This window comes from Methylocella tundrae (assembly GCF_038024855.1).
GTDB classification, from domain to species: Bacteria; Pseudomonadota; Alphaproteobacteria; order Rhizobiales; family Beijerinckiaceae; genus Methylocapsa; species Methylocapsa tundrae.
In genome coordinates, this window is record NZ_CP139088.1 from 52,280 (window position 1) to 76,730 (window position 24,451).

Below are 24,451 nucleotides of genomic sequence, written 5' to 3' on the forward strand. Positions count from 1 at the left end.
CGGAGGAAGCCAGCACCAAGGAAATCGCCAAATGAGCAGGCGATAGGCTGTGCCGGGGCTGGATCTATGAACCCGGCCGCGGAAATGATTTGCCTGACGGCCTGCCTATTTGGCGTAATGAAATCCAGCCGCTTGCAACTCTGGAAGCGTGGCCGCCGCCCCTGGCGTCACCACCACGCCGGAGATAAGGTGGTTCGTGAGCTCCGCGGCGAGGGCTTCCTGAGACAGCGCGTCGGGATTGATCGTCGCCTCGACGAGTCTTCCCGCGATCTCCCAGATGGAGTTGTGGCAGGCGAGGAAAACGACGCCGCGCCGTTGCAGCGCCGGTATAGAATTGTTAGCCGCCGAGAAGACGCCGTTCGCATTCTCATAGGCGTTGCCGTCAGCCAAAGCCGCGGATCTGTCCTTGATAAGTGTGTTGGTCTTGAACTTGCCGCCCGTCAGATCGGCAAGCTTGTACTTGTCCCACATCTCCTGCTCGAACAGGGCAAGGTGAGCGCTGCCATGTGTCGCCGAGACGACAAGGAAATCTGCGTGCTTGAACGACCAGACCTGGGCGTTGAGCGAATTGCGCATCACGTTGAGCCACGGTCCTCCGAGGTCGGTGTTGTCCCAAACCTGCCGGCGCGCTCCACCGTAGCTGATGACCTCCTTCAAGGCGTCATGATCCCATTGGTCTTCTTCGGTGAGGATCATCGGAACGGTCTTGAAATCACGCCGTCGCGGCGCCCTTGCGAGCCGCTCGCCAAATTCGCGCAGCATCGTTCCTTCGGGCGCGGCCGGCGTATTTCCGGCAGCGGCTTCAGCCTCGACCGGAGCTGAGCCCATCGCCGCCAGTCCGAGCCCGGAAGCGGCGCCCATTAGCATGAGCGCCTCCCGGCGATTGCTCGTGTTATTCATGAGGCCGTTTCCTTCGCGGGCGAGAGTTATGAATTTGAGAATGAAATTGCATGATTGGCGACATCCTCCGGCCCGCAGCGGGGCGGCGCCTTGGATAAGCCAGGCTATTTTCCGGCGCCTGCCGCGGGCTTTGATTTCAAATAATCGCGGGCGTCAGAGACGACCTGTTTGAACCCTTCGAAGTCAAGCGCCTGTGGCTCTTTGAAAGGTCCGATCAAAAACACGGGCGTGCCCTCCAATTGCAGGGCGTCGGCCTCCGCGAGATTGCGCTTCAGCAGAGCCGCGATCTCATCAGCATGCGCTTCCAGGTCCCTGTTCAGCCGGTCGATATCAGCGCCCGCCGCATGAACGGCCTGATTGATTTCGTTCTGGGTCGCGGGGCGGCCCTTCATGCGCATGAGCGCGTTATGAACTTCGACATATTTATCCTGCCATTTCGCCGCAAGCGCGACCCGCGCGGCGACAACCGATGAAGGCGCAAGGATTGGCCAATCCTTGTAGACGACGCGGATGTTGGGATCGCTGGCGACATATCTGTCGAGGTCGGCCGTGGAGCGCCGGCAAAACGGGCAATTGTAATCCAAAAAGGCCACAATCGTGATGTCCCCGCGCGGATTGCCTGCGACCGGCGCATCGGGGTCATCGAACAGCATGTCCTGCAAGCCAGGCTTTGCTTGCGCGAAGGCTGGCCCAGCAAGAGAGAGCGGCAGGCTGGCGAATCCGGCCAGGAGCATGGCGACGATCAGGCGTCCAGCTTGTTGCATCATGCCACAGATCCCGGGGCGTTAAAATCGGCTGCCGCCAAAACGGTCTGTTCTGGGTAAAAAGCAATTGAAGTTCTTGTGAAGCCGACGAGACGGAGAAGGGTCTCCTCGAGAACTGATCTTCAGGGCGTTGATACGCCTTCGCAATTGCGCCTCATCATAATGAATTCGGCTGGCCCGCGCCTTGGCCCTATGCGCGGGCCGGGCAGTGCGACGCGCAGCGAAGACGCGAACGCGGAAGCGACGTCTCAAAGCCCCGAAACAACGCGCTCGAGCTTTTCGCGCACGAGCGTTGCAAGTTCTGTCAGGGCGGGGTTGCCTATGCTTTCCATCGATACCGCAGGATCAATCGCCGCGACTTCGACGGCGCCGTTTTCGTGTTGCTGTACGATGACGTTGCACGGCAGCATGACCCCGATCTTGTCTTCCATCGAGAGCGCTCGATGGGCGAGCGATGGGTTGCACGCGCCAAGAATCCGGTAAGGTCTGAAGTCGACGCCTATTTTTGCCTTCATCGTCTGGCTGACGTCAATATCGCTGAGAATGCCGAAGCCCTCGGCTTTCAGTCCCTCGGTCACTCGGCCGATTGCGTCCTCAAATGTGCCCGTGATATTGCGGCTGATGTAGTATTTCATGATATTCTTCGCTCCGTTCAGCAGGCGGTCCGGCAAGCGTTTGCAGGCCGCGCTGTCCTATTTCTTCAGGCCGCAGGTGTTGAGCCCAAGCAGCGCATAGGCCGGGCAGAAGCTGAACAGGCCGGTCAGGACCGGTATGACACCGATGTAGCCCCAGAGGCCAACCGTGCCGGTGGCGGCAAGACCGATCAAGACCGCGCCGACAAGAACACGGAGCGTGCGATCAATTGTTCCAACGTTCGCATTCATCAGGATCTCCTAGAATGAGAAGCAAAGCCTGCTTCTATATTGCGCAATCGGCGCTGCGATGGTCTTGGATCTTATTCGCATATCACGCGTAGCGCGACCTTCTTGGGCCGCCAGCCGGCATTCTTCTCATTAGCGCTTAATAACGCCATCAGGAGGCGCGGCGGCAGGCCACCGGCTTCAATCGCTCGATTCCCAGCGTTTTCATGACGAAGCGCTCGTAGCCCGGCTCGCTCGAGCCGGTGCGGATCTTGCGCAGGAAGTACTTTTCGAAGCCGACCTTCGCCAGATGCACCCAGTAGCCCTGGCTCGACCAGTTAACGTTTCGCGGCGGGATCTGCGGCAGGGCCACGAATGCGACGCCGCTGTCGCCGAAGTCGGCGAGACAGACGGCATTCCAGGTCGCTTCATGCGTTGGCTCCCGGTTGGCGATGAGATCCGCGATATTGCGCGCTGTGGCGGTCACCATGGATTCGATCATGTAGCCCGTCTTGGGCGTTCCTGTCGCGACCGGGGTCTGCTCGACCGGCGGGATGGCGGCGCAGACGCCAGCGGCGAAGATGTTGGGGTATTTCGGGTTGCGTTGATGTTTGTCAATGAGGATAAAGCCGCGCGGGTTGGTCAGTCCCTCGATCCATCCGCCGTCAGCGGTCCGGAAGCAGTCGACACCGCGGAATGACGGCAGGAACATCGAGAACTTTGAAGCGAGCTTGTGCGTGCGCTTGACGCTGCCGTCCTCGTTGACCTCGGTCGCCTCAACCCCATCGGCAGTCACTCGCTCGATCTTGCAATTGGTGATCCACTTGATGTCGCGGTCGCGCAGAACCGATTCCAGCAGTCCTTTCGTGTCGCCGACGCCGCCCAGTCCCAGATGTCCGATATAGGGCTCGGAGGTCACGAAGGTCATGGGCGCTTTGTCCCGGATCTTGCGCTTGCGCAGCTCAGAGACGGCGCACAGGGCGTATTCGTAAGCCGGACCGAAGCAGGAGGCGCCCTGAACGGCGCCGACGACCATGGGCCCAGGGTCGCGGCAAAAGGCCTCCCATCGTTTCGCTGCCGCCTCGGCGTGATCGACAGCGCAGATCGAATGGGCGTGGCCTTCCGGCCCAAGCCCCTCCACCTCGTCGAAGGCGAGTTTCGGACCGGTCGCGACGACGAGATAGTCATAATCGAGCGAAGTTTCATCGCCCAGAAGGATCTTGTTCTCGTCAGGAACGACCCGTTTGGCTCCGGCGGAGGAAAAGGTGATGCGCCTGTTTGCAAAGACCTCCGGCAAGGAAATCTTGATATCCTCGGGGCGGCGCCATCCAACGGCGACCCAGGGATTTGACGGCACGAACTGGAAATAGTCGCGATCGGACACGACGGTTATGTCGGCCGAGCGTCCGAGCAAGTCGCGCAGCTCGAACGCCGCCGGAATTCCGGCGATTCCGGCGCCTATGATGACAACCTTCGGCATAGCGTTTCCTTCTTGTGGTTCTATTTTTTGTTGTTGGATTGTTTTTTCAGGCCGCCTCTTTGGGCGACGCTGTGCTTCAACTCTATTCGAACGCGCATCCCGGTCTAAAGCCGAACCGCTTCAGGATGATCGCGAGCGGGCAAAAGCCGGTGAAAGCCGACTGCAGAAGATTGGCGCCGACGAAAGCAGTGAGCAGCAACCAGTAGGGGCTGTGCCATTGCGACAGCGCAAGGCTCAAAAGAATGACCGTCCCCGCGAACGCTAAGACGGCTCGATCAATCGACATGGTTTTGGTCCTCTCATCATTTGCATCCCGGCGAGCAGAACAAGTTGTAGAGCAGGGCGATCACCTGCTGCGCTTCCTCGCTCGCCAGCGAATAATAGATCGTCTGGGACTCGCGGCGGGTCCTGACGAGGTCATCCTCGCGCAGCCGGGCAAGATGCTGCGACAGGGCGGACTGGCTGAGGCCGATCGCCTCATGCAGCACGCCGACAGACTGTTCGCCCTTGTGCAGCTCGCAAAGGATCATCAGCCGATGACGATTGGCGAGGGCCTTGAGAAAGGTCTCGGCGTTGCCGGCCCGCGATGCGAATTCATCTAAATTCATTTTTACTAAATTAGGTTTATCTGTTTTATGTGTCAAGCGTTCTCTTTCGCGCAAATACTTTCAAGGCTGTGGGGCGACCGGAAGCTCTCTCGCGCAGTCCGCGGGGTTCGCTCTCATCAATGTGTCGCCTCTTTTGAAGTTTGAACGCCTGGCGTCATCGGTTCGTCGCCGAAGCCTTTTCCATCCTCCCTCAGCCAGACGTAGATCGCCGGGATGACGAGCACAGTCAGCGCCGTCGATGAGGCGAGCCCGAAGACGAGGGAAATGGCGAGGCCCTGAAAGATCGGGTCGTTCAAGATGAACGCAGCGCCGATCATGGCCGCCGCCGCGGTAAGGAAAATTGGCTTGAAGCGGATCGCGCCCGCGTCGATCAGCGCGCGGCGCAGCGTCACGCCAGTGGCGCGCTGGTGACGGATGAAATCAACCAGCAGGATCGAGTTGCGCACGATGATGCCGGCAAGCGCGATGAAGCCGATGAGGGAGGTCGCCGTGAACGCCGCGTTCAGCATCCAATGCCCGAGGACGATGCCGATCAACGTCAGCGGCACCGGGATAAGGATGACGAGCGGCAGCTTGAACGAGCCGAACTGCGCGACGACGAGCAAATAAATGCCGAGTATCGCCACCATGAAAGCGGCGCCCATGTCGCGGAAGGTCACGTAAGTGACTTCCCATTCCCCGTCCCAAAGCAGCGTCGGCTTCGTATCGTCGACCGGTTGGCCGTGATATTTGATCGTCGGCGGCCCGGCGGCGCCCCAGTCGATTTGCTTCAGCGCGTCCTCGACAGCGAGCATGCCATAGACTGGCGCCTCGAAGCGGCCCGCGACGTCAGCGGTCACCATTTCTGCGAAACGTCCGTTGTGCCGGAAGATCGGGTAGGAGGCCGGCTCGCGGGTCACGCGCACCACGTCGCCGAGCTCCACATTGGCGCCCTGGCGCGGCGTCCCGCCAGCGGGCAGGGGCGTCGAAAGCAGGCGTTCATTCAGCGCCAGAGAGGATCGCGGCAAAGCCACAGTGATGTCGATCGGCTTCAGTCCGCTGCCGCGCTGCGAATAGCCGATCTTTACCCCGCCGAGGATCGCGCCGAGCGTGTCATACACGGCCTGCTCCTCGACGCCATGATATTCGAGCGCCTCCTGATCGATCGAAAAGCGTACGCGTTCGTTGCGAACGCCAAAGCTGTCGTCAACATCGACGACGAAATCGACCGTCTCGAACGCCTTGCGGATCTTCGCGGCGAGTTCGCGCCGCGCGGGCGCGTCCGGTCCATAGACCTCGGCGAGAAGGGTCGACAACACCGGCGGCCCGGGGGGAACCTCGACCACCTTGATCGAAGAGTGCGGCGGCAGCGGCACGCCTTCGACACGCTTGCGAATGTCGAGCGCGATCGCGTGGCTCGCGCGCGCCCGCTCGCCCTTGGGAACGAGATTGACGGAGAGCTCGCCCTGCTCCGGCTTTCTGCGCAGATAGTAATGACGCACGAGACCGTTGAAATTAAAGGGGGCGGCCGTTCCGACATAGGCCTGCATCGAGGTCAGCTCGGGCAAGTCCTTCAGGCGATCGGCAATGGCTGTGAGCGTGCGGTCCGTCGTCTCCAGCGAGGCGCCGCGCGCGAGATCGACGACGACCTGAATCTCCGATTTGTTATCGAAGGGCAGCAATTTGACGCGCACGGCTTTCGTGGCGAAAAGCGCGAGCGAACCGAGCGTCGCGACGCCGATCGTCAAAAGAAAGAGCTTCGAGCGGATACGGCCGGTGAGCAATGGCCGCGCGACGCGCGCGTAGAAGCGGCCCATCGCTCCGACGTCGTGATGTCCGGCGTCCCCGCCGCGCACGGTTTCAAAGCGCCTGCGCGCAATCTTCAAAAGCAGCCACGGCGTGATGGTCATGGCGACGAAATAGGAGAACAGCATCGCCATTGAGGCGTTCGCCGGAATGGGGCTCATGTAGGGGCCCATCAGGCCGCTGACGAACATCATCGGCAGCAGCGCGGCGACGATCGTCAGAGTTGCGATGATGGTCGGGTTGCCGACTTCCGAAATCGCTTCGATCGCCGTGTCGACCAGGCTGCGCTCGCCGCGCATATGCCAGTGCCGGACAATATTCTCGACCACCACGATCGCGTCGTCGACGAGAATGCCAATCGAAAAGATGAGCGCGAAGAGGCTGACGCGGTTGATTGTGTAGCCCATCAGCCATGAGGCAAAGAGCGTCAGCAGGATTGTCGTCGGGATGATGACGAAAACGACGACGCCCTCGCGCCAGCCGATTGTAAGCGTAATGAGCGCCACGATCGAGACGGTGGCGAGCCCGAGATGGAAGAGAAGTTCGTCCGCCTTCTCGCTTGCCGTCTCGCCGTAGTTCCGGCTCACCGTAACGTCGATGTCCTCCGGGACGATCCGCCCCTTTACGATGTCCATGCGGGCGAGAATGTCGCGCGCGACGACGACCGCGTTAGCGCCCTTGCGCTTCGAAATGGCGATGCTGACCGTCGGCCTTTTGTCGAGCTCGCCGTTTGCGGCGCGCGTCATGGTCCATGCGCTGCGGTCGAGTTCGGCCGCGCCGACGCGGACATCGGCGACGTCCTTGACGTAGACAGGACGGCCAGCGCGCGAGGTGAGCAGCAGGAGGCCGATGTCGGGGACGCCTTGCAGCGTCTGTCCGGCGACAGCGGGGAGAGCGCGGTCCTTCTCCCGCAAATTGCCGGCGAGGAAGGCGCGGTTGGCGTTGGTCAGCTTTTGCGTGAGCTGCGCGAGGGTTATTCCGTAAAGGGAAAGCCGCTCCGGGTCCGGCTCCACCCGGATCTGATTAGGGCTGCCGCCGACAATATAGCTGAAGCGGACATTCTCGACCTTCGCCAGTTCGTGCCGCAATTCATCGGCGATCTGATAGAGACCATTGTCGGTCCAGCGATCTGCATGCTCCGGCTTGGCGGCGAGCGAGAGGACGACGGTGGCCACGTCGTCGATGCCGCGACCGATAATCAGCGGCTCTGGAATGCCTTTTGGCAACTCTCCGATGTTGGCGCGGATTTTTTCATGGATGCGAAGCGCCGCCGTATCCTCGTCCGTGCCGACGAAGAAACGCGCGGTGACGACGACCCTGTCGTCCTCTGTCTGCGAATAGACATGCTCGACGCCGTTGACGCCCTTGATGATGTCCTCCAGCGGCCGGGTGATGAGTTCGACCGCCTCGTCGGCCTTATAGCCGTTCGCCTCGATGAGAATGTCGACCATCGGAACGCTGATCTGCGGATCTTCCTCCCGCGGCAACGAGACGAGCGCCAGGCCGCCGACCATCAGCGCGGCGAGAAGCAGGAGCGGCGTCAGCGGCGATGTGATGAAAGCGCGCGCAAGCGCGCCGGATATGCCTAATTTCATGGGTGCGTCACCACGTCGCCATCGACAAGGCCAGAGAGAATCTCGACGCCTTCGGGCGTCGTCTCGCCGGGTTGGACAACAATTTCGGCGCTGTTCTTGAGGCGGACGAAGTTCACGCCGGCGCGCCGGTAGACATAACCGGCGGGTACGATGAACGTGTCGCGCTTGCCGGTCGTTACATAGACTCGCGTCCGCTCGCCGACGAAATAGTTTCCGAGTTCGTCGACATCGACGTCGGCGATGACTCGCCCGCCCTGGATCTCGGGATAGACGAGGCGCACTTTTCCATGCCGCATCGTCTCTTTGGATTCGTTTTGATCGCCGCGCGCGCCAATCAGCACCTTGTCGCCGGCGCGCATGAAGCGGGCGTGCCTTTCCGGCAAGGAAAGCCGCAGGATGTAATTGTCTTCGGCGAGCGTCGCGATCGTCTCACCCGGCAGAACGACGCGCCCTTCCGACACGGGAACAGTCAATACGCGTCCGGCGCCAGGCGCGTGGACGACGCCTTCGGCGGTCTGCTGCATAATGACATCGCGATCCGAATGCATGGCGGCGCCGGTGCGCTCGGCGACATCGAGCGCGGTGCGCGCCTGATCGAGCTGCATCTGCGTGCCGACGCCGCGACGCTTCAGCTCCAGCGCCCTGTCGAAATCGATCTGCGCCTGATCGCGCTGCGCCTGCTGCGATTTGATGCGCGAATCGAGCGCCTGCATCTGCAGCGCGAGCTTCTCATCGACGACCGTCGCCACCTCGGCTCCGTCCGCGATCCGGTCCCCTTCTTTCACTGTGAGGCGGACGATCGTGCCGCCGATGCGCGCGCGCGCCGCCAGCAAGTGGACAGGCTCGACAGTCGCGATCACCGCCTTGCGATCGTCGACTTCGCGTGAATGAACTGTAAACTCATCCGCTGACGCCTGAGAGGCGAGAACGGCGGCGGAGAGCAGGACAAAGGCAAAACGCATGAGAGGAACTCGCGAAAGAGAACGCTTGACACATAAAACAGATAAATCTAATTTAGCAACAATGAATTTAGATGAACTTGCATCGCGGGCCGGCAACGCCGAGATCTTCCTCAAGGCGCTCGCCAATCGCCATCGGCTTATGATCCTTTGCGAGCTGCACAAAGGCGAGCAGTCGGTTGGCGTGCTGCATGGAGCGATCGGCCTCAGCCAGTCCGCTTTGTCGCAGCATCTTGCCCGGCTGCGCGAGGACGAGCTCGTCACGACGCGGCGCGAGTCCCAGATGATCTATTATTCGCTGGCGAGCAAGGAGGCCAACGAGGTCATCGCGCTGCTTTACGACCTGTTCTGCGCGCCGGGGCGCCAAGGATGAGACCTCGATCATGTGCGTCGCCTCGCTGTCGTGACCTGCACCGGACAAAGGCGGCGGACGCGAAATCATAGTCTGCCTGACCCCGCTCAAAGGAGTATTTTGATGTTCTCAGGTTTATTTGCCAAGCGCCCGACGGGCCCCGATGCGACAACCATAGAGCACGAGGCCCTCAAGGAGGCGCTAAAAGGCGGCGCCTGCGTCCTCGTCGACGTTCGCGAGCCCCATGAGTATTCCGCGGGCCACATCCCTGGCGCCGTCAACCATCCTTTGTCGCGCTTTGACGCCAAGCATCTGCCGTCCGGAAAGCCCGTCGTGCTCGTGTGCAAATCCGGCGGGCGTTCGTCGACCGCTTTGCGGCAAGCTCTCGCGAGCGGTCGTCAGGATGTCTGCCATTACCCCGGCGGCACTCTTGGTTGGCATGCGCGTGGCGGAGAAGTCGTGAAGAAGTAACGAAAGCTCGTCCGCAAGGAATGAGCCTCGGCGCCGGCGAGCGTGTTCCGGCGCCTTGTTTCGCGCCGCTGCTCAGCGAGGAAATTTGCGCGGGCTCCGCGGTCGTGGACCCCTGCGGAAAGCCCTTGGCGGCTGCGAAATCCCGCATTGCGCGGAACAGGCCATCATAATGTCTGCCCCTTGAGGTCGACCGCGCCATGGATGCCCCGGCCGTCTTGCCGCGGCGGTCCGACGGCCTTATCTTGAAGTACGCCGCGTTGAGGCGCCTTGGGCGCGTTTCCGTCACGCTGCGTTTCTGGCGAAGCTGATCCAAAGCTCAGACACGCAACCACCGACATGACTGCATCGGTTGTCTTGCGCAAAAATGCGCCGTGACACCCAGCCAATCATCCTGCTACCAATTCGAGCCGGCCTAACGAACGGCGAAGGATCGCAGCGACCTTGACGGAACAAAACGCGAAGACGTCCCGGTCCGGCCCTTCGGCGTGAGCGGCGAGCACGATCCATTCCGAGAAAAACGCATCAACTGTTTAAGCGGCGACATCTATGAAACTGACGAGCTACTCCAACTACTGCTTGCGCGTGCTCATGGTCGCCGCGGCCCGGTCGCCCGATCTGACGACGATCCAGGACGTCGCCATCGGATTTGGCGTCTCGAAGGCGCATCTGGTCAAGTGCGCGCACCAGCTTGGAACCTGGGGGTATTTGGAGACCGTGCGTGGCAACAAGGGCGGCTTTCGCCTGGCGCGGCCGGCCAACGCCATCCGGCTCGGTGAAGTGATCCGGCGCACGGAAGAGGGATTCGAACTCGTTGAGTGCTTCGACGCGGACACCAACACTTGTCCGCTCATCGAGAAGTGCAAGCTGAGCATCGCTTTGCGACGGGCGCTGGAGGCCTTCCTCGCAGTTCTCGACGGCATCACATTGGCCGATATCACCACCAACGGCAACGATCTCCTCACTGTGCTTGACTTGCAGCTCCCGCCCGCCTCGGGGCGGGTCCCGGGCGTCGTCGGGCCAACCGTTCGCCCAGCGCCAGCTCAGCCAAGATGAGCGACGCCGGCTCCACCCGAATGCTCGCATAGGCGACCTTGTAGCCGGCGCGCAATCGGCGCCGTCCGGGGCGATCCGTCCAGCCCGAGAATCCGCGCGATTTGCAGCATAAAAGGACAGATCTGTCGCCGCCGCACGTCATGAGATCGCGCAGCGCCCATTCGTCGCAGAGTTCATTTGCACCGGCCGGATCTCCAAAGATATATTGACGATATAACTTTGTGTGATTACAAGAGAGTTCGCCGGTCGCCGATGATCGCGGTCGCGGCTGTCGTCACAACGCCACATATGTCCGGCTCACGATGAAGCCTTCGCCCGGCCTGTGGACTGGCTTTTCCATTCTGCATGGGAGAATCCAACATGCAACATCACATCGAATCGAGTTGCGGCGGCAATGGCCGCGGCGGTCGTCGCGCGCAAGGCTGCGCCAGCGTCACAGCTCCCCACGATATTGCGAGCCCGTTGTCGCCGGCGGCCCGAAGCGCGGTCATTGAGGCGCTGGAGGATGAGTATCACGCGCGCGCCTTCTACCGGGCTATTCTCGAGCGCTTTCCCGGCGCGAAGCCGTTCAGCCATATCGTTGAGGCGGAGAGCCGTCACGCGGCTGCGCTGGAGCGCGTCCTCGCGGCCTACGCCGTTCCGGTCCCGTCCGACCGGCATGCGGGCAGTGAGGAGATCCGGCGGTCGGTTCCGGCCGCGCTCGCCTGCGCCTGCGAAATCGCGGCGCAGGCTGAAATCGAGAATGTCAGCCTCTATGAGGATAAGCTTCTTCCGCGCGTCGCCGGCTACCAGGCGATCGAAAGCGTCTTCAATCGCCTGATGCAAGCATCGCGCGACCGCCACCTGCCGGCGTTCCAGCGGTGCGCCGCGCGAGGCTGACGCAGCGGCGTCGTCGCGCGCCGGCGGGAATCGTTTCGCGGTGACGACGCATATTCCTTTTTCCTTCCTACAATTCCTACGCCTCTAGAATTCCCATGTCCGCCGCCACGCGCGTTCAACGCGCGGGCCGCTCCGACGCCGCGCGACTGGCTGCTTTTGCGCGCGCAAGCGCCCGGACTTATTCCTCTTCCTCACACCGCAAGCGCGCCTTTCATTTGTGTATGAAATATGTCTTTGCCGTCATGTTCCCCTGAACAAAAACGAGCGGACCAAAGGGGCGTGTCTCAACAAGGATGTAGCGCGCCCGCCCGTTGTGCGTATGGTATAATTGGTTTGGTGCGGCGAATCGCCGCCTTGGGCGTGATCCCGCTATGCGCCCGCGATCTCGGTGGGCTTATGTCGCGGTCACTTTATAAATTTAAACAAAGGCTTGTGTGTGCTGCCGATGTCAGAGCCAGGCCGTTCGAGCGTTCCACGCCGGCGCCATTGGCCGGTCCGCATCAATGACTCGTATCTTCGATATGAAATAGATGTTTGCTCGTATATTAGAAAAATATGTTTGAGGTTCAGGGCGCCTCCAGGCGCCCCGGATCTTTAGCCCGGGGCTTCGGCCCATCGAGAGGATGTCAGCCATCATGATCGATCAGACGTTCGTGGAGTTGTCGCGATGGCAGTTCGCCGCGACGGCGCTTTATCACTTTCTCTTCGTGCCTTTGACCCTCGGGCTCTCGTGGCTTCTGGTCATCATGGAGACGGTCTATGTGATGACCGGCAAAGTGATCTACAGGGACATGACCCAGTTCTGGGGCAAGTTGTTTGGCATCAACTTCGCACTTGGCGTCGCGACGGGCCTTACGATGGAGTTCCAGTTCGGCACCAACTGGTCCTACTATTCACACTATGTCGGCGACGTGTTCGGAGCGCCGCTGGCGATTGAAGGCCTGATGGCCTTCTTCCTCGAGTCGACCTTCATCGGCCTGTTCTTCCTCGGGTGGGACAAGCTATCGAGGCGCCAGCATCTGGCGGTGACCTTTTTCATGGCGTTCGGCTCCAACCTCTCAGCGTTGTGGATTCTCGTCGCCAACGGCTGGATGCAGAACCCGGTAGGCTCGGTGTTCCGGCCCGAAACGATGCGCATGGAGATGCAAAGCTTCTCGGAGGTGTTCTTCAACCCGGTCGCCCAGGTGAAGTTTGTCCACGCCGTCGCCGCCGGCTATGTCACGGGCTCGATGTTCGTCCTCGGCATCTCCTCATGGTACATCCTCAAGGGCCGGGATCTGCCTTTCGCGCGGCGCTCCTTCGCCGTCGCTGTCGGCTTTGGCCTCGCTTCCTCGCTGTCGGTCCTCGTTCTCGGCGACGCGAGCGGCTATGAACTCGGCGACGTCCAGAAGGTGAAGCTCGCAGCGATCGAGGCCGAATGGCATACCGAGCCCGCGCCCGCCGCCTTCACGCTCTTCGGCTTCCCCAGCCAGGACGCCAAGGAAACGAAGTTCAAAGTTCAGATCCCGTGGGCGCTGGGCCTTATCGCGACGCACTCCACCGACACCGAGGTGACAGGGCTTCTCGATCTGAAAGTCCAGCACGAGGCGCGCATCCGGTCGGGACAGATCGCCTATGGCGCATTGCAGAAGATTCGCGCCGGCGACGCCAGTCCGCAGACCCGCGCAACCTTCGACGCGCATGCAAAGGATGTCGGCTACGGCCTGCTGCTAAAGCAATTCACGGATGATCCTGCGAATGCGACTGAGGCGGACGTCCGCGCCGCGGCCGAGAGCACCATTCCGACCGTCTGGCCGCTGTTCTGGGCTTTCAGAGTCATGGTTGGCCTCGGCTTCAGCATGCTCTTCATCTTCGCCGCCGGGTTCTGGCTCAACGCCCGCAAGCGCCTCGAGCAGAACCGCTGGTGTCTCTGGCTTGCGGTCATCGCTATTCCGGCGCCCTGGATAGCCAATGAATCTGGCTGGTTCGTCGCCGAATTCGGCCGCCAGCCCTGGGCCATCGGTGAGGTGTTGCCGACCTTCCTCGGCACATCGAGCCTCACCTCCGGCGATCTGATCTTCTCGCTGGCCGGTTTCATCGGCTTCTACACGGTGCTGTTGGCGATCGAGGTCTTTTTGATGGTGAAGTTCGTGAGGCTCGGACCGAGTTCGCTCGGGCTAGGGCGCTATCACTTTGAGCGCAAGCATCGCCCCAGCGCTCTTCCGGCCGAATGAACGATGTGAGGGCAGGATCATGTTCGACTATGAAACGCTGAGATTCATCTGGTGGATGCTTGTCGGCGCGCTGCTGATGGGCTTCGCCATCACGGACGGCATGGATATGGGGGTCGGCAGCCTGTTGCCCTTCGTCGCCAGGACCGACACCGAACGGCGCATCGCCATCAACACCATCGGCCCGCATTGGGACGGCAATCAGGTCTGGTTCATCACCGCGGGCGGCGCCCTTTTCGCCGCCTGGCCGGCGGTCTACGCCGCTGCCTTTTCCGGCTTCTACATGGCGATGCTGCTGGTGCTATTCGCCCTGTTCTTCAGGCCTGTCGGCTTTGACTACCGGTCCAAAATCGAGAATCCTACCTGGAGAAACATCTGGGACTGGGGGCTCTTCGCCGGCGGCGCCATTCCCGCGCTGATCTTCGGCGTCGCCTTCGGCAATCTCCTGCAGGGCGTGCCGTTCTACCTCGACGACCTGTTGCGCTCGCATTATCAGGGTTCGCTCCTGACTGCCTTGCTGCCGCTCCTCAACCCTTTCGCCTTGCTCGCCGGGGTCATCAGCCTGACCATGCTCGTGGTGCATGGCGCCGTGTGGCTGCAACTGCGCACCGCCGATCCGGTGGCCGCGCGGGCGCGGGGGATCGCCATGGGCCTTGCGCCTCTCGTCACCATCGCCTTCGCCGCGGCCGGCGTCTGGCTGTGGTTCGGCGTCGACGGATATCGCATCGTCTCGGCGCCGCCGCACGGCGCCTTTCCGAACCCGCTCGCAAAGCAGGTGGTGCGCGACGCCCATGCCTGGTTCGACATTTATCGCCGCATGCCTGTCGCTCTGATCGCGCCGGCTCTTGGTCTTTGCGGACCGCTTGCTACGGCGCTCCTCGCGAAAGCCGGCCGCCCCGGTCTCGCCTTCGTCACCAGCGCGCTTGGCATGGTTGGCGTCATCGGTTCGGCAGGTCTGTCGATGTTCCCTTTTGTGATGCCGTCGAGCATAGATCTGAAGTCGAGCCTTACGATCTGGGACGCAGCCTCGAGTCATTTGACCCTGACCGTGATGTTCTGGGCCGTCGTGATCCTCCTGCCTATGGTTCTCGCCTACACCGTGTGGTGCTACGCCCGCATGTGGGGCAAAGTGACGGCCGCCGAGATCGAAAGCCGCTCCCACTCCGCCTACTGAAAGAGGAGACGCAGAATGTGGTATTTCACCTGGATCCTCGGCGTTACCGCCGCGATCGCAATCGGGGTTATCAACGTGATGTGGTATGAATTCCAGGATAATCTCGATGGAAACGGCGCCGCCGCGGAGCCGGAGCGGGCTCCCGTGGAATGAATGATTGGCGCATTTCCTAGCCCGGCGCCGCCGCGATTGACGGGAGCGGGTAAGACATGACGGACGCTGCCGGGCTTCTGAAATCGACCCGTGCTATAGCTGCGGGCGCGCTGCCGCTCTGCCTCGCGTCAGGCGTCGCGCACGGCCTCCTCGCCGTCGTGGTCGCGTGGATTATTTCCGGCGTCATCGATGCGGTGGTCTTTCACTCGGCTGACCTTGCCGCTGTATCCGGGCGCATCGCGTTCCTCTTCATTCTCTATTTCGTCCGCGCCGCCGTCGCCTTCGTCGCTGATCAGGCAGGCTTCCACGCCGCCGCCCGGGTGCGCCGCCATCTCTTCGGCCGCCTGCTCGCAGAGATCGGAATATTGGGACCGGTGCGGCTTGCGGGGACGCCGACCGGAGACCTTGTGACGACGCTGACCGATGCGGTGACGGCCATTGAACCATATTGGCGGCGCTGGATCCCCGCCATGGCGACAACAGCAATCATGCCGCTGGCGATCCTGCTCATCGTCGCGCCCCTCGACTGGCTTTCGGGCGTTATCCTCATCGCCACGGCGCCGCTCATCGTCGTCTTCATGGCGCTTGTCGGCAAGGGCGCGGAGCAGGCCAATCAACGCCAATGGAGAAATCTGGCCCGACTTGGCGGCCATCTCCTTGACGCCGTCCAGGGGCTCGCCGATCTGAAGCTGCTCAGGGCCTCGAAGCGCGAGATCGGCATAGTCGCGCGCATGGCTGACGGCTATCGGCGCGATACTATGTCTGTGCTGCGCCTCGCCTTCCTGTCGGCCCTTGTGCTTGAATTCTTCGCGACGGTGTCGATCGCGCTCGTTGCGGTGTTGATCGGATTTCGCCTGATGTGGGGCGAGATGGATTTCCGCGCGGGCTTCTTCATCCTTCTGCTGGCGCCAGAATTCTATGCGCCGCTGCGCACGATGGGCGCCCAGCGTCACGCTCGCATGGAGGCGATCGCCGCGGCCGAGCGGCTTGTCGATTTGCTCGACCGGCCAAGGCCGGCCGCAGCGCCCGGCAATCGCCAGCTGGCACCGCGGCCAGCCGTCGCCCTGCGTTTCGAGGACGTGCATGTCGCTTATGCTGACGGCCATCATGCTCTGAAAGACGTCAACCTCGACATCGCGAGCGGCGAACACATCGCCATCGTCGGCCCGAGCGGGGCGGGCAAGAGCACGCTTTTGGCGCTCCTTCTCGGTTTCGTCGAGGCGAGGTCCGGCCGCGTTCTCGTCGAAGGCGCGCCGATCGGCGAACTCGACCTCGCGGCCTGGCGAAGCCTCATCGCCTATGTGCCGCAGCGGCCGCACCTCTTCGACGGCACGCTCGACGACAACATAACGATGGGACGCGCCGCCGCCAACGGCGAGTTCGACGCCGCAATCGCCGCCGCGCTCACCGCCGCGCGCGCCGATGATTTCATCGCCCGGCTGCCGGACGGGCGCCAGACCCGGCTCGGCGAACGCGGCGAGGGACTTTCCGGCGGCGAAGCGCAGCGCATCGCGCTCGCCCGCGCCTTCTTCCGGCCGGCGCCGCTCGTCCTCTTCGATGAACCGACGGCCCATCTCGATCCCCCGACCGAACGTCTCGTCAACGAGGCCATCGCCGATCTGGCCAGGGGGCGCACGATGATCTCGATCGCTCACCGGCTTGCGACCGTGCGCCGCGCCGACCGTATCCTGGTGCTCGCCGATGGCCGAATCGTCGAGGACGGCCGCCACGACGAACTCGCGGCGGCGGGAGGCCTTTACGCGCGCATGACCCAAAGAGCGCGGGGCGCAATGAAATCATCGGCCCCTCGCGACGGCAGGTGCGCGGCGTGAACGATCTGATCCGCCTTCTTCGCCTCTATCGCCCCTACGCGGGCTGGATTGCCTTGTCGATCGCGGCGTCCCTGGCGGCGACGCTCGCCAATATCGGACTGATGGCGGCCTCCGGCTGGTTCATCACGGCGATGGCGCTCGCAGGCGTCGTCGCGCAGAGCTTCAATTACTTCACGCCGGCTGCGGTCATCCGGGCCTTTGCGATCCTGCGAACCGGCGGGCGTTATCTCGATCGGCTCATTAGTCATGAGGCGACCTTCCGCCTGCTGGCGACGTCCCGCGGCTGGCTCTTCGCCCATCTTGAACCGCTGGCGCCGGGCGCGCTCTCCGACTTCCGCTCGGGCGATCTTATGGCCCGGCTGAAGGGAGACGTCGATCGGCTCGAACTGGTGTTTTTGCGGCTTCTCGCGCCGCTCGCTGTGGCGGCGCTCTCCTCGATTGTGGTCATCCTGACGCTGGCTCGCCACGACGGGCGTCTGGCCGCCGCCGTCGGCGCCGCCTTGCTCGTCGCCGGGCTCATCCTTCCCTTCGTCGCCGCCTTCGCCGGACGCGGCGCCGGTCGCCGAACCGCCGAGATTTCGGCTGAGATCCGCACGTCCATCGTCGACGATCTCGATGGGCTCGCGCTGTTGCAGCTGACCGGCGCGGACCGCCGACGGTTCGACGCTCTCGATCGACGCTACGGCGATCTCATCGCAGAGGAGGCGCGGCTCGCCCGATCGACCGGCTTCGGACAGAGCGGCGTCGCGCTCGCAGGCGATCTTGCCGCTGGAGCCGCCCTCTTGATTGGCATTCCGCTTGTTTCGAGCGGCCGCATGAGCGGACCGGACCTCACCATGGCGACGCTTCTGGCGCTTGCCGCCTTCGAGGCCTTCAACGGTGTTCCCGCCGCCTTCACGGGTCTTGCCGGCACGCTTGCATCCGCCCGCCGGATCTTCGCTCTCGTCGATCGCCAGCCCATCGTCGTCGATCCAGCGAAGCCGCAGAATCCGCCGGCCCGGTTCGATCTGGAATTCACGCGGGTCGGCCTGACCTATCCGGGGGCCTCCCGGCCGGCCCTTGCCGACATTGATCTTTGCATTCCGGAAGGCGCGCGCGTCGCGATCGTCGGATCGAGCGGCGCCGGCAAATCAAGCCTCGTCGATCTCCTCGTCCGCTTCCGCAACCCGACCTCAGGACAGATCCGTCTGGGCGGCGCGCCAATCGACCAGCTCTCGGGCGAGGCCGTGCGCGAACGGATCGCTGTCGTCCCACAGAACGCTCATCTCTTCACGGCGACGATCGCAGACAATCTGCGCCTCGCCCGCCCCGGCGCCAGCGACGCGGAGCTGCGCGACGCCGCCGCCGCGGCCTGCCTGCTTTCGTCGATCGAAGCGCTGCCGCAGGGGTTTGACACCCCGGTTGGCATCGCCGGCGCGCGCCTTTCCGGCGGCGAAGCGCGCCGTCTCGCCATCGCCCGCGCTCTTCTCGCCGCGAGCCCGATCCTCGTGCTGGACGAGCCGAGCGAAGGTCTCGACGCAGAAACCGAGAACGATCTCTTCGACGCGCTCCTTGCCCGAAATGTTGGCCGCACGCTCATTCTCCTCACCCATCGATTCTCCGCCATCGAGCGCATGGACGAGATCATCGTCATCGAAGCCGGCCGTATCGTCGAGCGCGGCCGCTTCGACGAGCTGTCCGAGCGCGACGGCGCCTTCCGCCGCCTGTTCGACCGGATCGACGAAACCATCGGCCACCCGTAATCAGGCGCCGCTTGAAGCCGGGGCCTCGGTGGCGGACCTTAAGAATTCTTCGCCCTGTTCTCAGGGCGGGCAATGGGAGCTTGATCGCATTCGAAAGGCTATTGCATGAGTGACAATCAAGAGATTGAGCGTTGGAATGCACGATACGCGTCCGAGGATTACGTGTTTGGGACTGCGCCGAACGCGTTTCTCGTTTCACAACGCGACCTACTGAAGCCGGGCCAGCGAGCTCTCGCAGTCGCGGACGGGGAGGGGCGCAATGGCGTCTGGCTTGCGCGCCAGGGGCTTGATGTTTTGTCGATCGACTTTTCAGAAGCAGCTCTGGCGAAGGCCCGTAAACTCGCAGCCGAAGCCGGCGTGACGTTACAGACCGAATGTTGCGATCTCGCAGCGTGGAATTGGGGCGCGCCGCGGTTTGATCTCGTGGCCGCAATCTTCATCCAGTTTGCGGCGCCGCCATTCCGCGAAATCATCTTCCATCGCATCAACGACGTTCTGAAGCCTGGCGGCCTGCTGCTGCTACAAGGCTATCGGCCGGAACAGCTCGGCTACAAGACGGGCGGTCCCCCACAACGAGAGAATCTCTATACGGCCGCGATGCTGCGCGAAGCGTTCGGCGACATGACGATCCTCAAGATCGCGGAATATGACGCGGAGAGAGCTGGCTCGGGTTGTCTAAACAGTTTTCCGCGAAAGATAAGTGGCGTTCCGCCGGGTTGCTTTCGTTAGAGGGCGCCGGGTGTTGGGTGTGACGCAGGGAGGGCGAAGCCCGGCCGCAGTCGCATCCAGCACCCGGCGGCGGAAAATTCAGGCCGCCGCCAAGATGGGCGTCGGTTCGAAATAAGCCTCGTCCGGCGTGCGTCGGTCAAGGCTCGAATGCGGGCGCCGCCGATTGTAAAAGTTTAGATATCGGGCAATCGAAGTGCGCGCCACGCCGACGCTGTCATAGGCGTGCAGATAAACCTCTTCGTACTTGACCGACTTCCAGATGCGCTCGACGAAAACATTGTCGCGCCAGGCGCCCTTGCCATCCATGCTGATTGCGATCTTGTTGGCGATCAGCACGCTGGTGAACGCCTCGCTGGTGAACTGGCTTCCCTGATCCGTATTGAAAATCCCCGGCTTGCCATACTTCGCCAACGCCTCCTCCACCGCTTCGACGCAGAAATCGGCCTCTATTGTGATTGACACGCGGTGGCTGAGCACGCGACGGCTGAACCAGTCGACGACCGCGGCGAGATAGACGAAGCCGCGCGCCATCGAGATGTAGGTGATGTCCATCGCCCACGCCTGGTTCGGGCGATCGACCTTCAATCCGCGCAGCAAATACGGGTAAATCTTGTGACCTGGCGCGGGTTTTGACGTGTTTGGCCGGCGATAAATCGCCTCGATGCCCATGCGCTTCATCAGCGTGGCGACATGGCGGCGGCCCGCGGCGACGCCCTCGCGGTTCAGAAAATCCCGCAACATCCGGCTGCCCGCGAACGGGAATTCCAGATGCAATTCGTCGATGCGGCGCATCAGCGCGAGGTCTTCGGCCGATACCGGGCGAGGTTTGTAATAGACGCTGCCGCGACTGATATTTAGGATCTTGGCCTGACGGGAGATAGGAAGATCGTGATTGCGGTCGATCATCGCTTTGCGCTCAGCATGCCGGCCTTGATGAGCGCGCCTTCCAAAAAATCGTTTTCCAATGCCAACTCGCCGATTTTGGCGTGAAGCGCCTTCAAATCCACCGGCGCGGCTTGGACGTTCGTGGCGTCGGCGCCGAAAACCCCGGCCGCCCCTTCAAGCAATTGCGACTTCCAGTCCCTGATCTGGTTCGGATGAACCTCAAAGTCCTGCGCTAGCTCAGTCAGCGTCTTCTCGCCCTTCAGGGCGGCTAGAGCCACTTTGGCCTTGAAACCTGGCGTGTGGTTCCGGCGCGGTCGTTTGGTCATAATCTCTCCTGATGCGCGACGATCATCGCCGCTGTCAGGCGGAAAAGCTACTTATCGATCCGTCCAGATTCCCCGAGCCAGCTCTGAGATCAGCGAGGGAACCGGCCATAAGGGCATGTCCGCACTGATCGACTTTGTCGCACGCAAATAGCGTCTGCTGAAGCGCAGGGATTGTCGCACGAGGCGGACGTCTGGTGCTGCGTCTTGGCGGACCAGGCCTTGCTCCAACAAGATGCCCGGAGCTCGCGCGGCAGGCAGTCAGCCCCGGGGGAGCCGCAAAGCCATTACTCTTTCAAAGCGCGCGCAGAATTCTTGGCGCCGGCGAAAGCTTTTTCTTGCGCTTTATCAATCCGCGCTGAACTGATGTCGGTGTCGCTGAAATTGGTATGATCGAGAATGGCGCCCCGGAAATCCGCGCCGCTGGCGTCGGCGCGACTGAGTGAGGCGCGGCTCAAATTGGAGTCCGTGAACTTCGCGAACTGCAGATCGTCGCGCGCGAGGTTGGCTTCCTCGAAATCGGCGCCGGTCAAGTCAGCTGATTTCAAGATCGCGCGAATGAGGCCCATCGACTGGTTTTTCATATCCGCGGACAGATCGGCTCCCTTGAATTTCGTTTTGCGCATGCTCGCGCCGGATAAATCAGCAGTGATGCGCGCGCCCGAAAGATCCGCGCCGTCGAAATTCGCCCCGCGCATCTGGCTTGCAAAAAGATGAGCGTTCTTGAGGCTCGCGCCGGAAAAATCCGCCTGCAACGCGAAAACCTGATCGAGTGTGGCGCCGTCCAGTTTGCTGCCGGAGAAATTCGTCTTGTTCAAACGCGCGGCGCGGAAATCGACGCCGGAAAGATCAAGGTTTGAAAGGTCGAGGCCATTGAGGCTCTTGTCCGAAAAGTCGGCGGGATGGCCTTTAGCGCCTTGCAGCGCCGCTTCGACATCCGCGCGCGTCGCTTCCGCGGTTGTGTACTTGGGGCTCGAAAGATCGACCTGATTCATCATGTCTTGCGGCAGCGCCGGCGTGCTGGGCAATAGCGCGAGGGCAAGCGCGACGGCGATAATGGGCCTGTTGTAACTGGACATCGAAGATGCTCCCAGAGGTTGCGGCGGTTGCTTGTGTCCCGGTCTGTCTACGTCATCCTGAGGCGTGCGAATATCGGAAGCTTCACTACATTCAGTACGAGGTTGAAGCACGCAGCTGCGCCAAGCGCGCCCGCGACTACGAGGGGCGGTAGCGGCGCCATTGCGATTCCGCCGATGGCCAGCGTCGAAGCGATCGAGATATCGGCTACGGACGATACGGCGAGCCATCGGCTTGGAAAAGAGCCCCACAAATGCCGGCGTTCCCGAATGGCGTAAAGCGCTGCTTGGCTGCCGAACACGAGGACAACAAAGGCCAGGGTTCGGAGCGCCTCGATGCCAAGATTCAGTTCAAACTTGCCGAGCGCCAGCGCGCCGGTGCAGAAGGCCAACAGGAAGACGCCCATAAGGACGCCCGCGACTGTCAAATCGCCGATGCGCCAGGCATTCGGTATCGTCGAGGGCCGTACGTTGTCCGCGGTCAACGCCATGGTGAGGAAGTCGCCGGTGATCATGACAATGACCATCAGCAATGGGGTCAGGATCGCGTGTCCAGTCATGAGCAAGCCGAAGATCAGAAAGAGCACCGTGACGATCTTCTTGATGATCATGTTCAGCGTATAGGTCAGGATGCGCTGGAACGTCACCCGGCCTTCCTTGACGGCCGCGACGACGCCATCGAGTCCGGGTTCGGTCAGCACCATGCCGGCCGCGGATTTGGCGACGTCGGTCGCGGTCGCGACAGCGATTCCGATCTGCGCCTGGCGCAACGCCGGCGCGTCATTAACGCCATCGCCGCACATGCCGACCGAGTGACCGCCGTTCTGGAATACTTTCACGAGTTTATACTTGTCCTCGGGAAGAACGCCGGCAAAGATCGCGAACGCCTCGGGGCTGACGTCATCCGGTATTGGACCAGGCGGGCAGGCGCCGCCATCGAGCCCCACGGCGCGGGCCACGATGGCCGCCGTCGCAGGCGCATCGCCCGTCACCATCACAGTGCGCACGCCCAAGTCGCGTAATTCGGCGATGAGCGCCGCGGAGTCCGTGCGTGGCGGATCACTCAGCGCGATAAGTCCTACGAGCTTCATCATCGCCGGCGGGCCGGCGGCGACGGCCAGCACTCTGAAACCCTGTCCCTCAAGCTCGTTCGCCACAGCTGACGCCGTCGGCGATGGCTGGGCAAGCGCGTTGACCACGGCGAAAGCGCCCTTCACGACACGTCGCGTCTCCCCATTCAGGCTGACCGTCGCCTCGGACATTTTTGTCGCCGGATCAAACGGCACGAACTTGACCAGTTCCGGGGCGTCGGCAATGTCTTTGCCGACGGAGGCCGCGCGGATGGCGGCGTCGACCGGATCAAGACCGCCGTCTGAACTGGCGAGCGCGGCCAGCGCCAGAACGTGCGCGGGGTCCGAGTGAGGCATAGGGCGAACGATCGCCACCGACAGTTCATTGCGCGTCAGCGTGCCTGTCTTGTCGGCGCACAAGACATCCATCGTCGCCGCTTCATCTACCGCGGAGAGCCGTGTCGGCAATACGCCGCGCTTGACCAGAGCGCGCGCGCCCAGCGCCGCCGCAAGGGTGAAAGTGGCAGGCAGCGCAACCGGTATCGAGGCGAGGACCGCTGTGAGAATGAGAGGGACTATCTCGGCGAGCGGCATCGCGAGGAAATGGGCGTAGGCCGCCAGCATAATGATGACAACGCCATTGAACGCAGCGAGATTGCGCACCACGCGCAGGACCGCCTTCTGCTGGGAGCTTACGACGTAAGCGGTGCGGACGAGCTCCGCGGTGCGGCCGAACTTGGTCCGCGTTCCGGTCGCCATGACTTCGGCCACCGCCTCGCCGCGCCGGACCAGCGCTCCGGCGTAGGCTTGCGCGCCCGGGCCAGCTTCGATGGGCGCCGACTCCCCGGTGAGCATGGATTGATCGAGCAGGAGGTCTCCTTCGGTGAGGCGAACATCCGCCGCGACGACGCCGCCGAGAGAAAGCTTCACCACATCGCCCGGCACCAGCGCGGCGGCGGGAATTGACGTCCAGCCGCCGTCGCGCCGTGCCGACGCGGTGAGCGCGAGCCGTGACTTCAGCGCGGCAAGGGTCGCCTGCGCGCGCCCCTCCTGAATAAGCCCGAGCGTCGCGTTGAACACGAGGAGGCCCGCGATGATCGCGGCCTCGGCGTAGTCGCCAAGCGAAATCTGGAGCACGATCGCAGCCTCGAGCATCCAGGGAACCGGCGCCCAGAACTTGCCCAGCGCGCTAACCAACGGATGCGCCGTCGTGTCAGGCGTCGCGTTTGGACCGAACGTCTTCAGCCGGCGGCTGGCCTCATCGCTGGTGAGGCCGCCTCGCGAGCCGCCATCGACGGCGCCAGCCGACCGCGGGGACGCTGTGCTTTCGGCGGAAGAGCCGACGGACATGGGCATTTCCGATCCGATTCGCCATTGGCCGGCGCCATTTGGCCTCAAAAGCCATCTTACCTCATTGCCGGAAAGGAAGCTCTGTCCAAGGGGAGATTTCGTATCAAACCCGCGTCACTTGCCGCGTCGAGCCTCAGCGTTTCGGCGCGCCCACGGAGCCGTGTCTCCGCCGGGCCGCATCATGCAACGCATCGCAAAAGC

At 62.5% G+C, this 24,451-nt stretch carries 22 protein-coding genes; 10 read left to right on the forward strand and 12 right to left on the reverse strand.

What is annotated here, in order from left to right; genetic code table 11:
• Positions 1-105 precede the first annotated feature (105 nt).
• From SIN04_RS01220 to SIN04_RS01260, 9 genes are all read right to left on the reverse strand, one after another.
• A complete protein-coding gene (locus tag SIN04_RS01220; protein WP_322847420.1) occupies positions 106-900 on the reverse strand; it encodes a transcriptional initiation protein Tat in 795 nt (264 codons plus the stop codon).
• 104 nt (positions 901-1,004) lie between these two features.
• Positions 1,005-1,667 carry a DsbA family protein gene (locus SIN04_RS01225; protein WP_322847421.1) on the reverse strand — a complete coding sequence of 221 codons (663 nt, stop codon included), beginning with the start codon at positions 1,665-1,667 and terminating at the stop codon, positions 1,005-1,007.
• Positions 1,668-1,912: 245 nt separating this feature from the next.
• Entirely contained in the window at positions 1,913-2,299 is a 387-nt protein-coding gene (locus tag SIN04_RS01230) for a DUF302 domain-containing protein (protein ID WP_134493153.1), read from the reverse strand.
• Positions 2,300-2,356: 57 nt separating this feature from the next.
• On the reverse strand, positions 2,357-2,548 hold the full coding sequence (locus tag SIN04_RS01235) for a YgaP family membrane protein (protein WP_134493155.1): 192 nt from the start codon (positions 2,546-2,548) through the stop codon (positions 2,357-2,359).
• Between the two features lie 148 nt (positions 2,549-2,696).
• Positions 2,697-4,004, reverse strand: coding sequence for an NAD(P)/FAD-dependent oxidoreductase (locus SIN04_RS01240; RefSeq protein ID WP_134493157.1), 1,308 nt, complete (start codon positions 4,002-4,004; stop codon positions 2,697-2,699).
• 82 nt (positions 4,005-4,086) lie between these two features.
• Complete coding sequence (locus SIN04_RS01245) at positions 4,087-4,290, reverse strand: YgaP family membrane protein (protein ID WP_134493159.1); 204 nt, start codon at positions 4,288-4,290, stop codon at positions 4,087-4,089.
• A gap of 16 nt (positions 4,291-4,306) precedes the next feature.
• Positions 4,307-4,612 (reverse strand): ArsR/SmtB family transcription factor, encoded by a 306-nt coding sequence (locus SIN04_RS01250; protein WP_134493161.1) that lies wholly within the window; start codon positions 4,610-4,612, stop codon positions 4,307-4,309.
• 116 nt (positions 4,613-4,728) lie between these two features.
• On the reverse strand, positions 4,729-7,992 hold the full coding sequence (locus SIN04_RS01255; RefSeq protein ID WP_322847422.1) for an efflux RND transporter permease subunit: 3,264 nt from the start codon (positions 7,990-7,992) through the stop codon (positions 4,729-4,731).
• Positions 7,989-8,954: an efflux RND transporter periplasmic adaptor subunit gene (locus tag SIN04_RS01260; protein ID WP_134493163.1), complete on the reverse strand. Its 966-nt coding sequence runs from the start codon at positions 8,952-8,954 to the stop codon at positions 7,989-7,991. Before SIN04_RS01260 ends, SIN04_RS01255 begins: the two co-directional genes overlap by 4 nt.
• Before the next feature lie 61 nt (positions 8,955-9,015).
• Between SIN04_RS01260 and SIN04_RS01265 the strand changes: the two genes are divergently transcribed.
• The 10 genes from SIN04_RS01265 to SIN04_RS01310 all read left to right on the forward strand — a co-directional run bounded on the left by SIN04_RS01265 (position 9,016) and on the right by SIN04_RS01310 (position 19,546).
• Positions 9,016-9,324, forward strand: a complete 309-nt coding sequence (locus tag SIN04_RS01265) for an ArsR/SmtB family transcription factor (RefSeq protein ID WP_134493165.1) — start codon at positions 9,016-9,018, stop codon at positions 9,322-9,324.
• A 102-nt stretch (positions 9,325-9,426) separates the two neighbouring features.
• Complete coding sequence (locus SIN04_RS01270; protein WP_134493167.1) at positions 9,427-9,774, forward strand: rhodanese-like domain-containing protein; 348 nt, start codon at positions 9,427-9,429, stop codon at positions 9,772-9,774.
• A 546-nt stretch (positions 9,775-10,320) separates the two neighbouring features.
• The gene (locus SIN04_RS01275) at positions 10,321-10,827 is read left to right on the forward strand and encodes an Rrf2 family transcriptional regulator (RefSeq protein ID WP_322847423.1); all 507 of its coding nucleotides are present in this window, start codon (positions 10,321-10,323) and stop codon (positions 10,825-10,827) included.
• Positions 10,828-11,187: 360 nt separating this feature from the next.
• On the forward strand, positions 11,188-11,706 hold the full coding sequence (locus tag SIN04_RS01280; RefSeq protein ID WP_244606045.1) for a ferritin-like domain-containing protein: 519 nt from the start codon (positions 11,188-11,190) through the stop codon (positions 11,704-11,706).
• 635 nt (positions 11,707-12,341) lie between these two features.
• Positions 12,342-13,919, forward strand: coding sequence for a cytochrome ubiquinol oxidase subunit I (locus SIN04_RS01285; RefSeq protein WP_322847424.1), 1,578 nt, complete (start codon positions 12,342-12,344; stop codon positions 13,917-13,919).
• Between the two features lie 19 nt (positions 13,920-13,938).
• A complete protein-coding gene (gene cydB / locus SIN04_RS01290; protein WP_134493169.1) occupies positions 13,939-15,090 on the forward strand; it encodes a cytochrome d ubiquinol oxidase subunit II in 1,152 nt (383 codons plus the stop codon).
• A 15-nt stretch (positions 15,091-15,105) separates the two neighbouring features.
• Positions 15,106-15,243, forward strand: a complete 138-nt coding sequence (gene cydX / locus SIN04_RS01295; RefSeq protein ID WP_134493171.1) for a cytochrome bd-I oxidase subunit CydX — start codon at positions 15,106-15,108, stop codon at positions 15,241-15,243.
• A 56-nt stretch (positions 15,244-15,299) separates the two neighbouring features.
• Positions 15,300-17,075, forward strand: coding sequence for a thiol reductant ABC exporter subunit CydD (gene cydD / locus SIN04_RS01300; protein ID WP_134493173.1), 1,776 nt, complete (start codon positions 15,300-15,302; stop codon positions 17,073-17,075).
• Positions 17,072-18,817, forward strand: a complete 1,746-nt coding sequence (cydC, locus tag SIN04_RS01305) for a thiol reductant ABC exporter subunit CydC (RefSeq protein WP_322847425.1) — start codon at positions 17,072-17,074, stop codon at positions 18,815-18,817. Before cydD ends, cydC begins: the two co-directional genes overlap by 4 nt.
• A gap of 105 nt (positions 18,818-18,922) precedes the next feature.
• Positions 18,923-19,546 carry an SAM-dependent methyltransferase gene (locus SIN04_RS01310; RefSeq protein ID WP_244606046.1) on the forward strand — a complete coding sequence of 208 codons (624 nt, stop codon included), beginning with the start codon at positions 18,923-18,925 and terminating at the stop codon, positions 19,544-19,546.
• A 78-nt stretch (positions 19,547-19,624) separates the two neighbouring features.
• Here the strand turns inward: SIN04_RS01310 and SIN04_RS01315 are convergent.
• From SIN04_RS01315 to SIN04_RS01325, 3 genes are all read right to left on the reverse strand, one after another.
• Positions 19,625-20,757 (reverse strand): IS3 family transposase gene (locus SIN04_RS01315; RefSeq protein ID WP_322847426.1). Its coding sequence is split into 2 segments (ribosomal slippage): positions 19,625-20,493 and positions 20,493-20,757, totalling 1,134 coding nucleotides; the frame shifts between segments, so codons are not numbered across the junction.
• Between the two features lie 284 nt (positions 20,758-21,041).
• Positions 21,042-21,833 (reverse strand): pentapeptide repeat-containing protein, encoded by a 792-nt coding sequence (locus tag SIN04_RS01320; RefSeq protein ID WP_134493179.1) that lies wholly within the window; start codon positions 21,831-21,833, stop codon positions 21,042-21,044.
• Between the two features lie 47 nt (positions 21,834-21,880).
• Complete coding sequence (locus tag SIN04_RS01325; RefSeq protein WP_341263911.1) at positions 21,881-24,256, reverse strand: HAD-IC family P-type ATPase; 2,376 nt, start codon at positions 24,254-24,256, stop codon at positions 21,881-21,883.
• Between the last annotated feature and the right edge of the window lie 195 nt (positions 24,257-24,451).

Coding starts and splice junctions, on each gene's coding strand:
- SIN04_RS01220 (WP_322847420.1), bottom strand. CDS start 900: ATGAATAACACGAGCAATCGCCGGGAGGCGCTCATGCTAATGGGCGCC.
- SIN04_RS01225 (WP_322847421.1), bottom strand. CDS start 1,667: ATGATGCAACAAGCTGGACGCCTGATCGTCGCCATGCTCCTGGCCGGA.
- SIN04_RS01230 (WP_134493153.1), bottom strand. CDS start 2,299: ATGAAATACTACATCAGCCGCAATATCACGGGCACATTTGAGGACGCA.
- SIN04_RS01235 (WP_134493155.1), bottom strand. CDS start 2,548: ATGAATGCGAACGTTGGAACAATTGATCGCACGCTCCGTGTTCTTGTC.
- SIN04_RS01240 (WP_134493157.1), bottom strand. CDS start 4,004: ATGCCGAAGGTTGTCATCATAGGCGCCGGAATCGCCGGAATTCCGGCG.
- SIN04_RS01245 (WP_134493159.1), bottom strand. CDS start 4,290: ATGTCGATTGATCGAGCCGTCTTAGCGTTCGCGGGGACGGTCATTCTT.
- SIN04_RS01250 (WP_134493161.1), bottom strand. CDS start 4,612: ATGAATTTAGATGAATTCGCATCGCGGGCCGGCAACGCCGAGACCTTT.
- SIN04_RS01255 (WP_322847422.1), bottom strand. CDS start 7,992: ATGAAATTAGGCATATCCGGCGCGCTTGCGCGCGCTTTCATCACATCG.
- SIN04_RS01260 (WP_134493163.1), bottom strand. CDS start 8,954: ATGCGTTTTGCCTTTGTCCTGCTCTCCGCCGCCGTTCTCGCCTCTCAG.
- SIN04_RS01265 (WP_134493165.1), top strand. CDS start 9,016: ATGAATTTAGATGAACTTGCATCGCGGGCCGGCAACGCCGAGATCTTC.
- SIN04_RS01270 (WP_134493167.1), top strand. CDS start 9,427: ATGTTCTCAGGTTTATTTGCCAAGCGCCCGACGGGCCCCGATGCGACA.
- SIN04_RS01275 (WP_322847423.1), top strand. CDS start 10,321: ATGAAACTGACGAGCTACTCCAACTACTGCTTGCGCGTGCTCATGGTC.
- SIN04_RS01280 (WP_244606045.1), top strand. CDS start 11,188: ATGCAACATCACATCGAATCGAGTTGCGGCGGCAATGGCCGCGGCGGT.
- SIN04_RS01285 (WP_322847424.1), top strand. CDS start 12,342: ATGATCGATCAGACGTTCGTGGAGTTGTCGCGATGGCAGTTCGCCGCG.
- cydB (WP_134493169.1), top strand. CDS start 13,939: ATGTTCGACTATGAAACGCTGAGATTCATCTGGTGGATGCTTGTCGGC.
- cydX (WP_134493171.1), top strand. CDS start 15,106: ATGTGGTATTTCACCTGGATCCTCGGCGTTACCGCCGCGATCGCAATC.
- cydD (WP_134493173.1), top strand. CDS start 15,300: ATGACGGACGCTGCCGGGCTTCTGAAATCGACCCGTGCTATAGCTGCG.
- SIN04_RS01310 (WP_244606046.1), top strand. CDS start 18,923: ATGAGTGACAATCAAGAGATTGAGCGTTGGAATGCACGATACGCGTCC.
- SIN04_RS01320 (WP_134493179.1), bottom strand. CDS start 21,833: ATGTCCAGTTACAACAGGCCCATTATCGCCGTCGCGCTTGCCCTCGCG.
- SIN04_RS01325 (WP_341263911.1), bottom strand. CDS start 24,256: ATGCCCATGTCCGTCGGCTCTTCCGCCGAAAGCACAGCGTCCCCGCGG.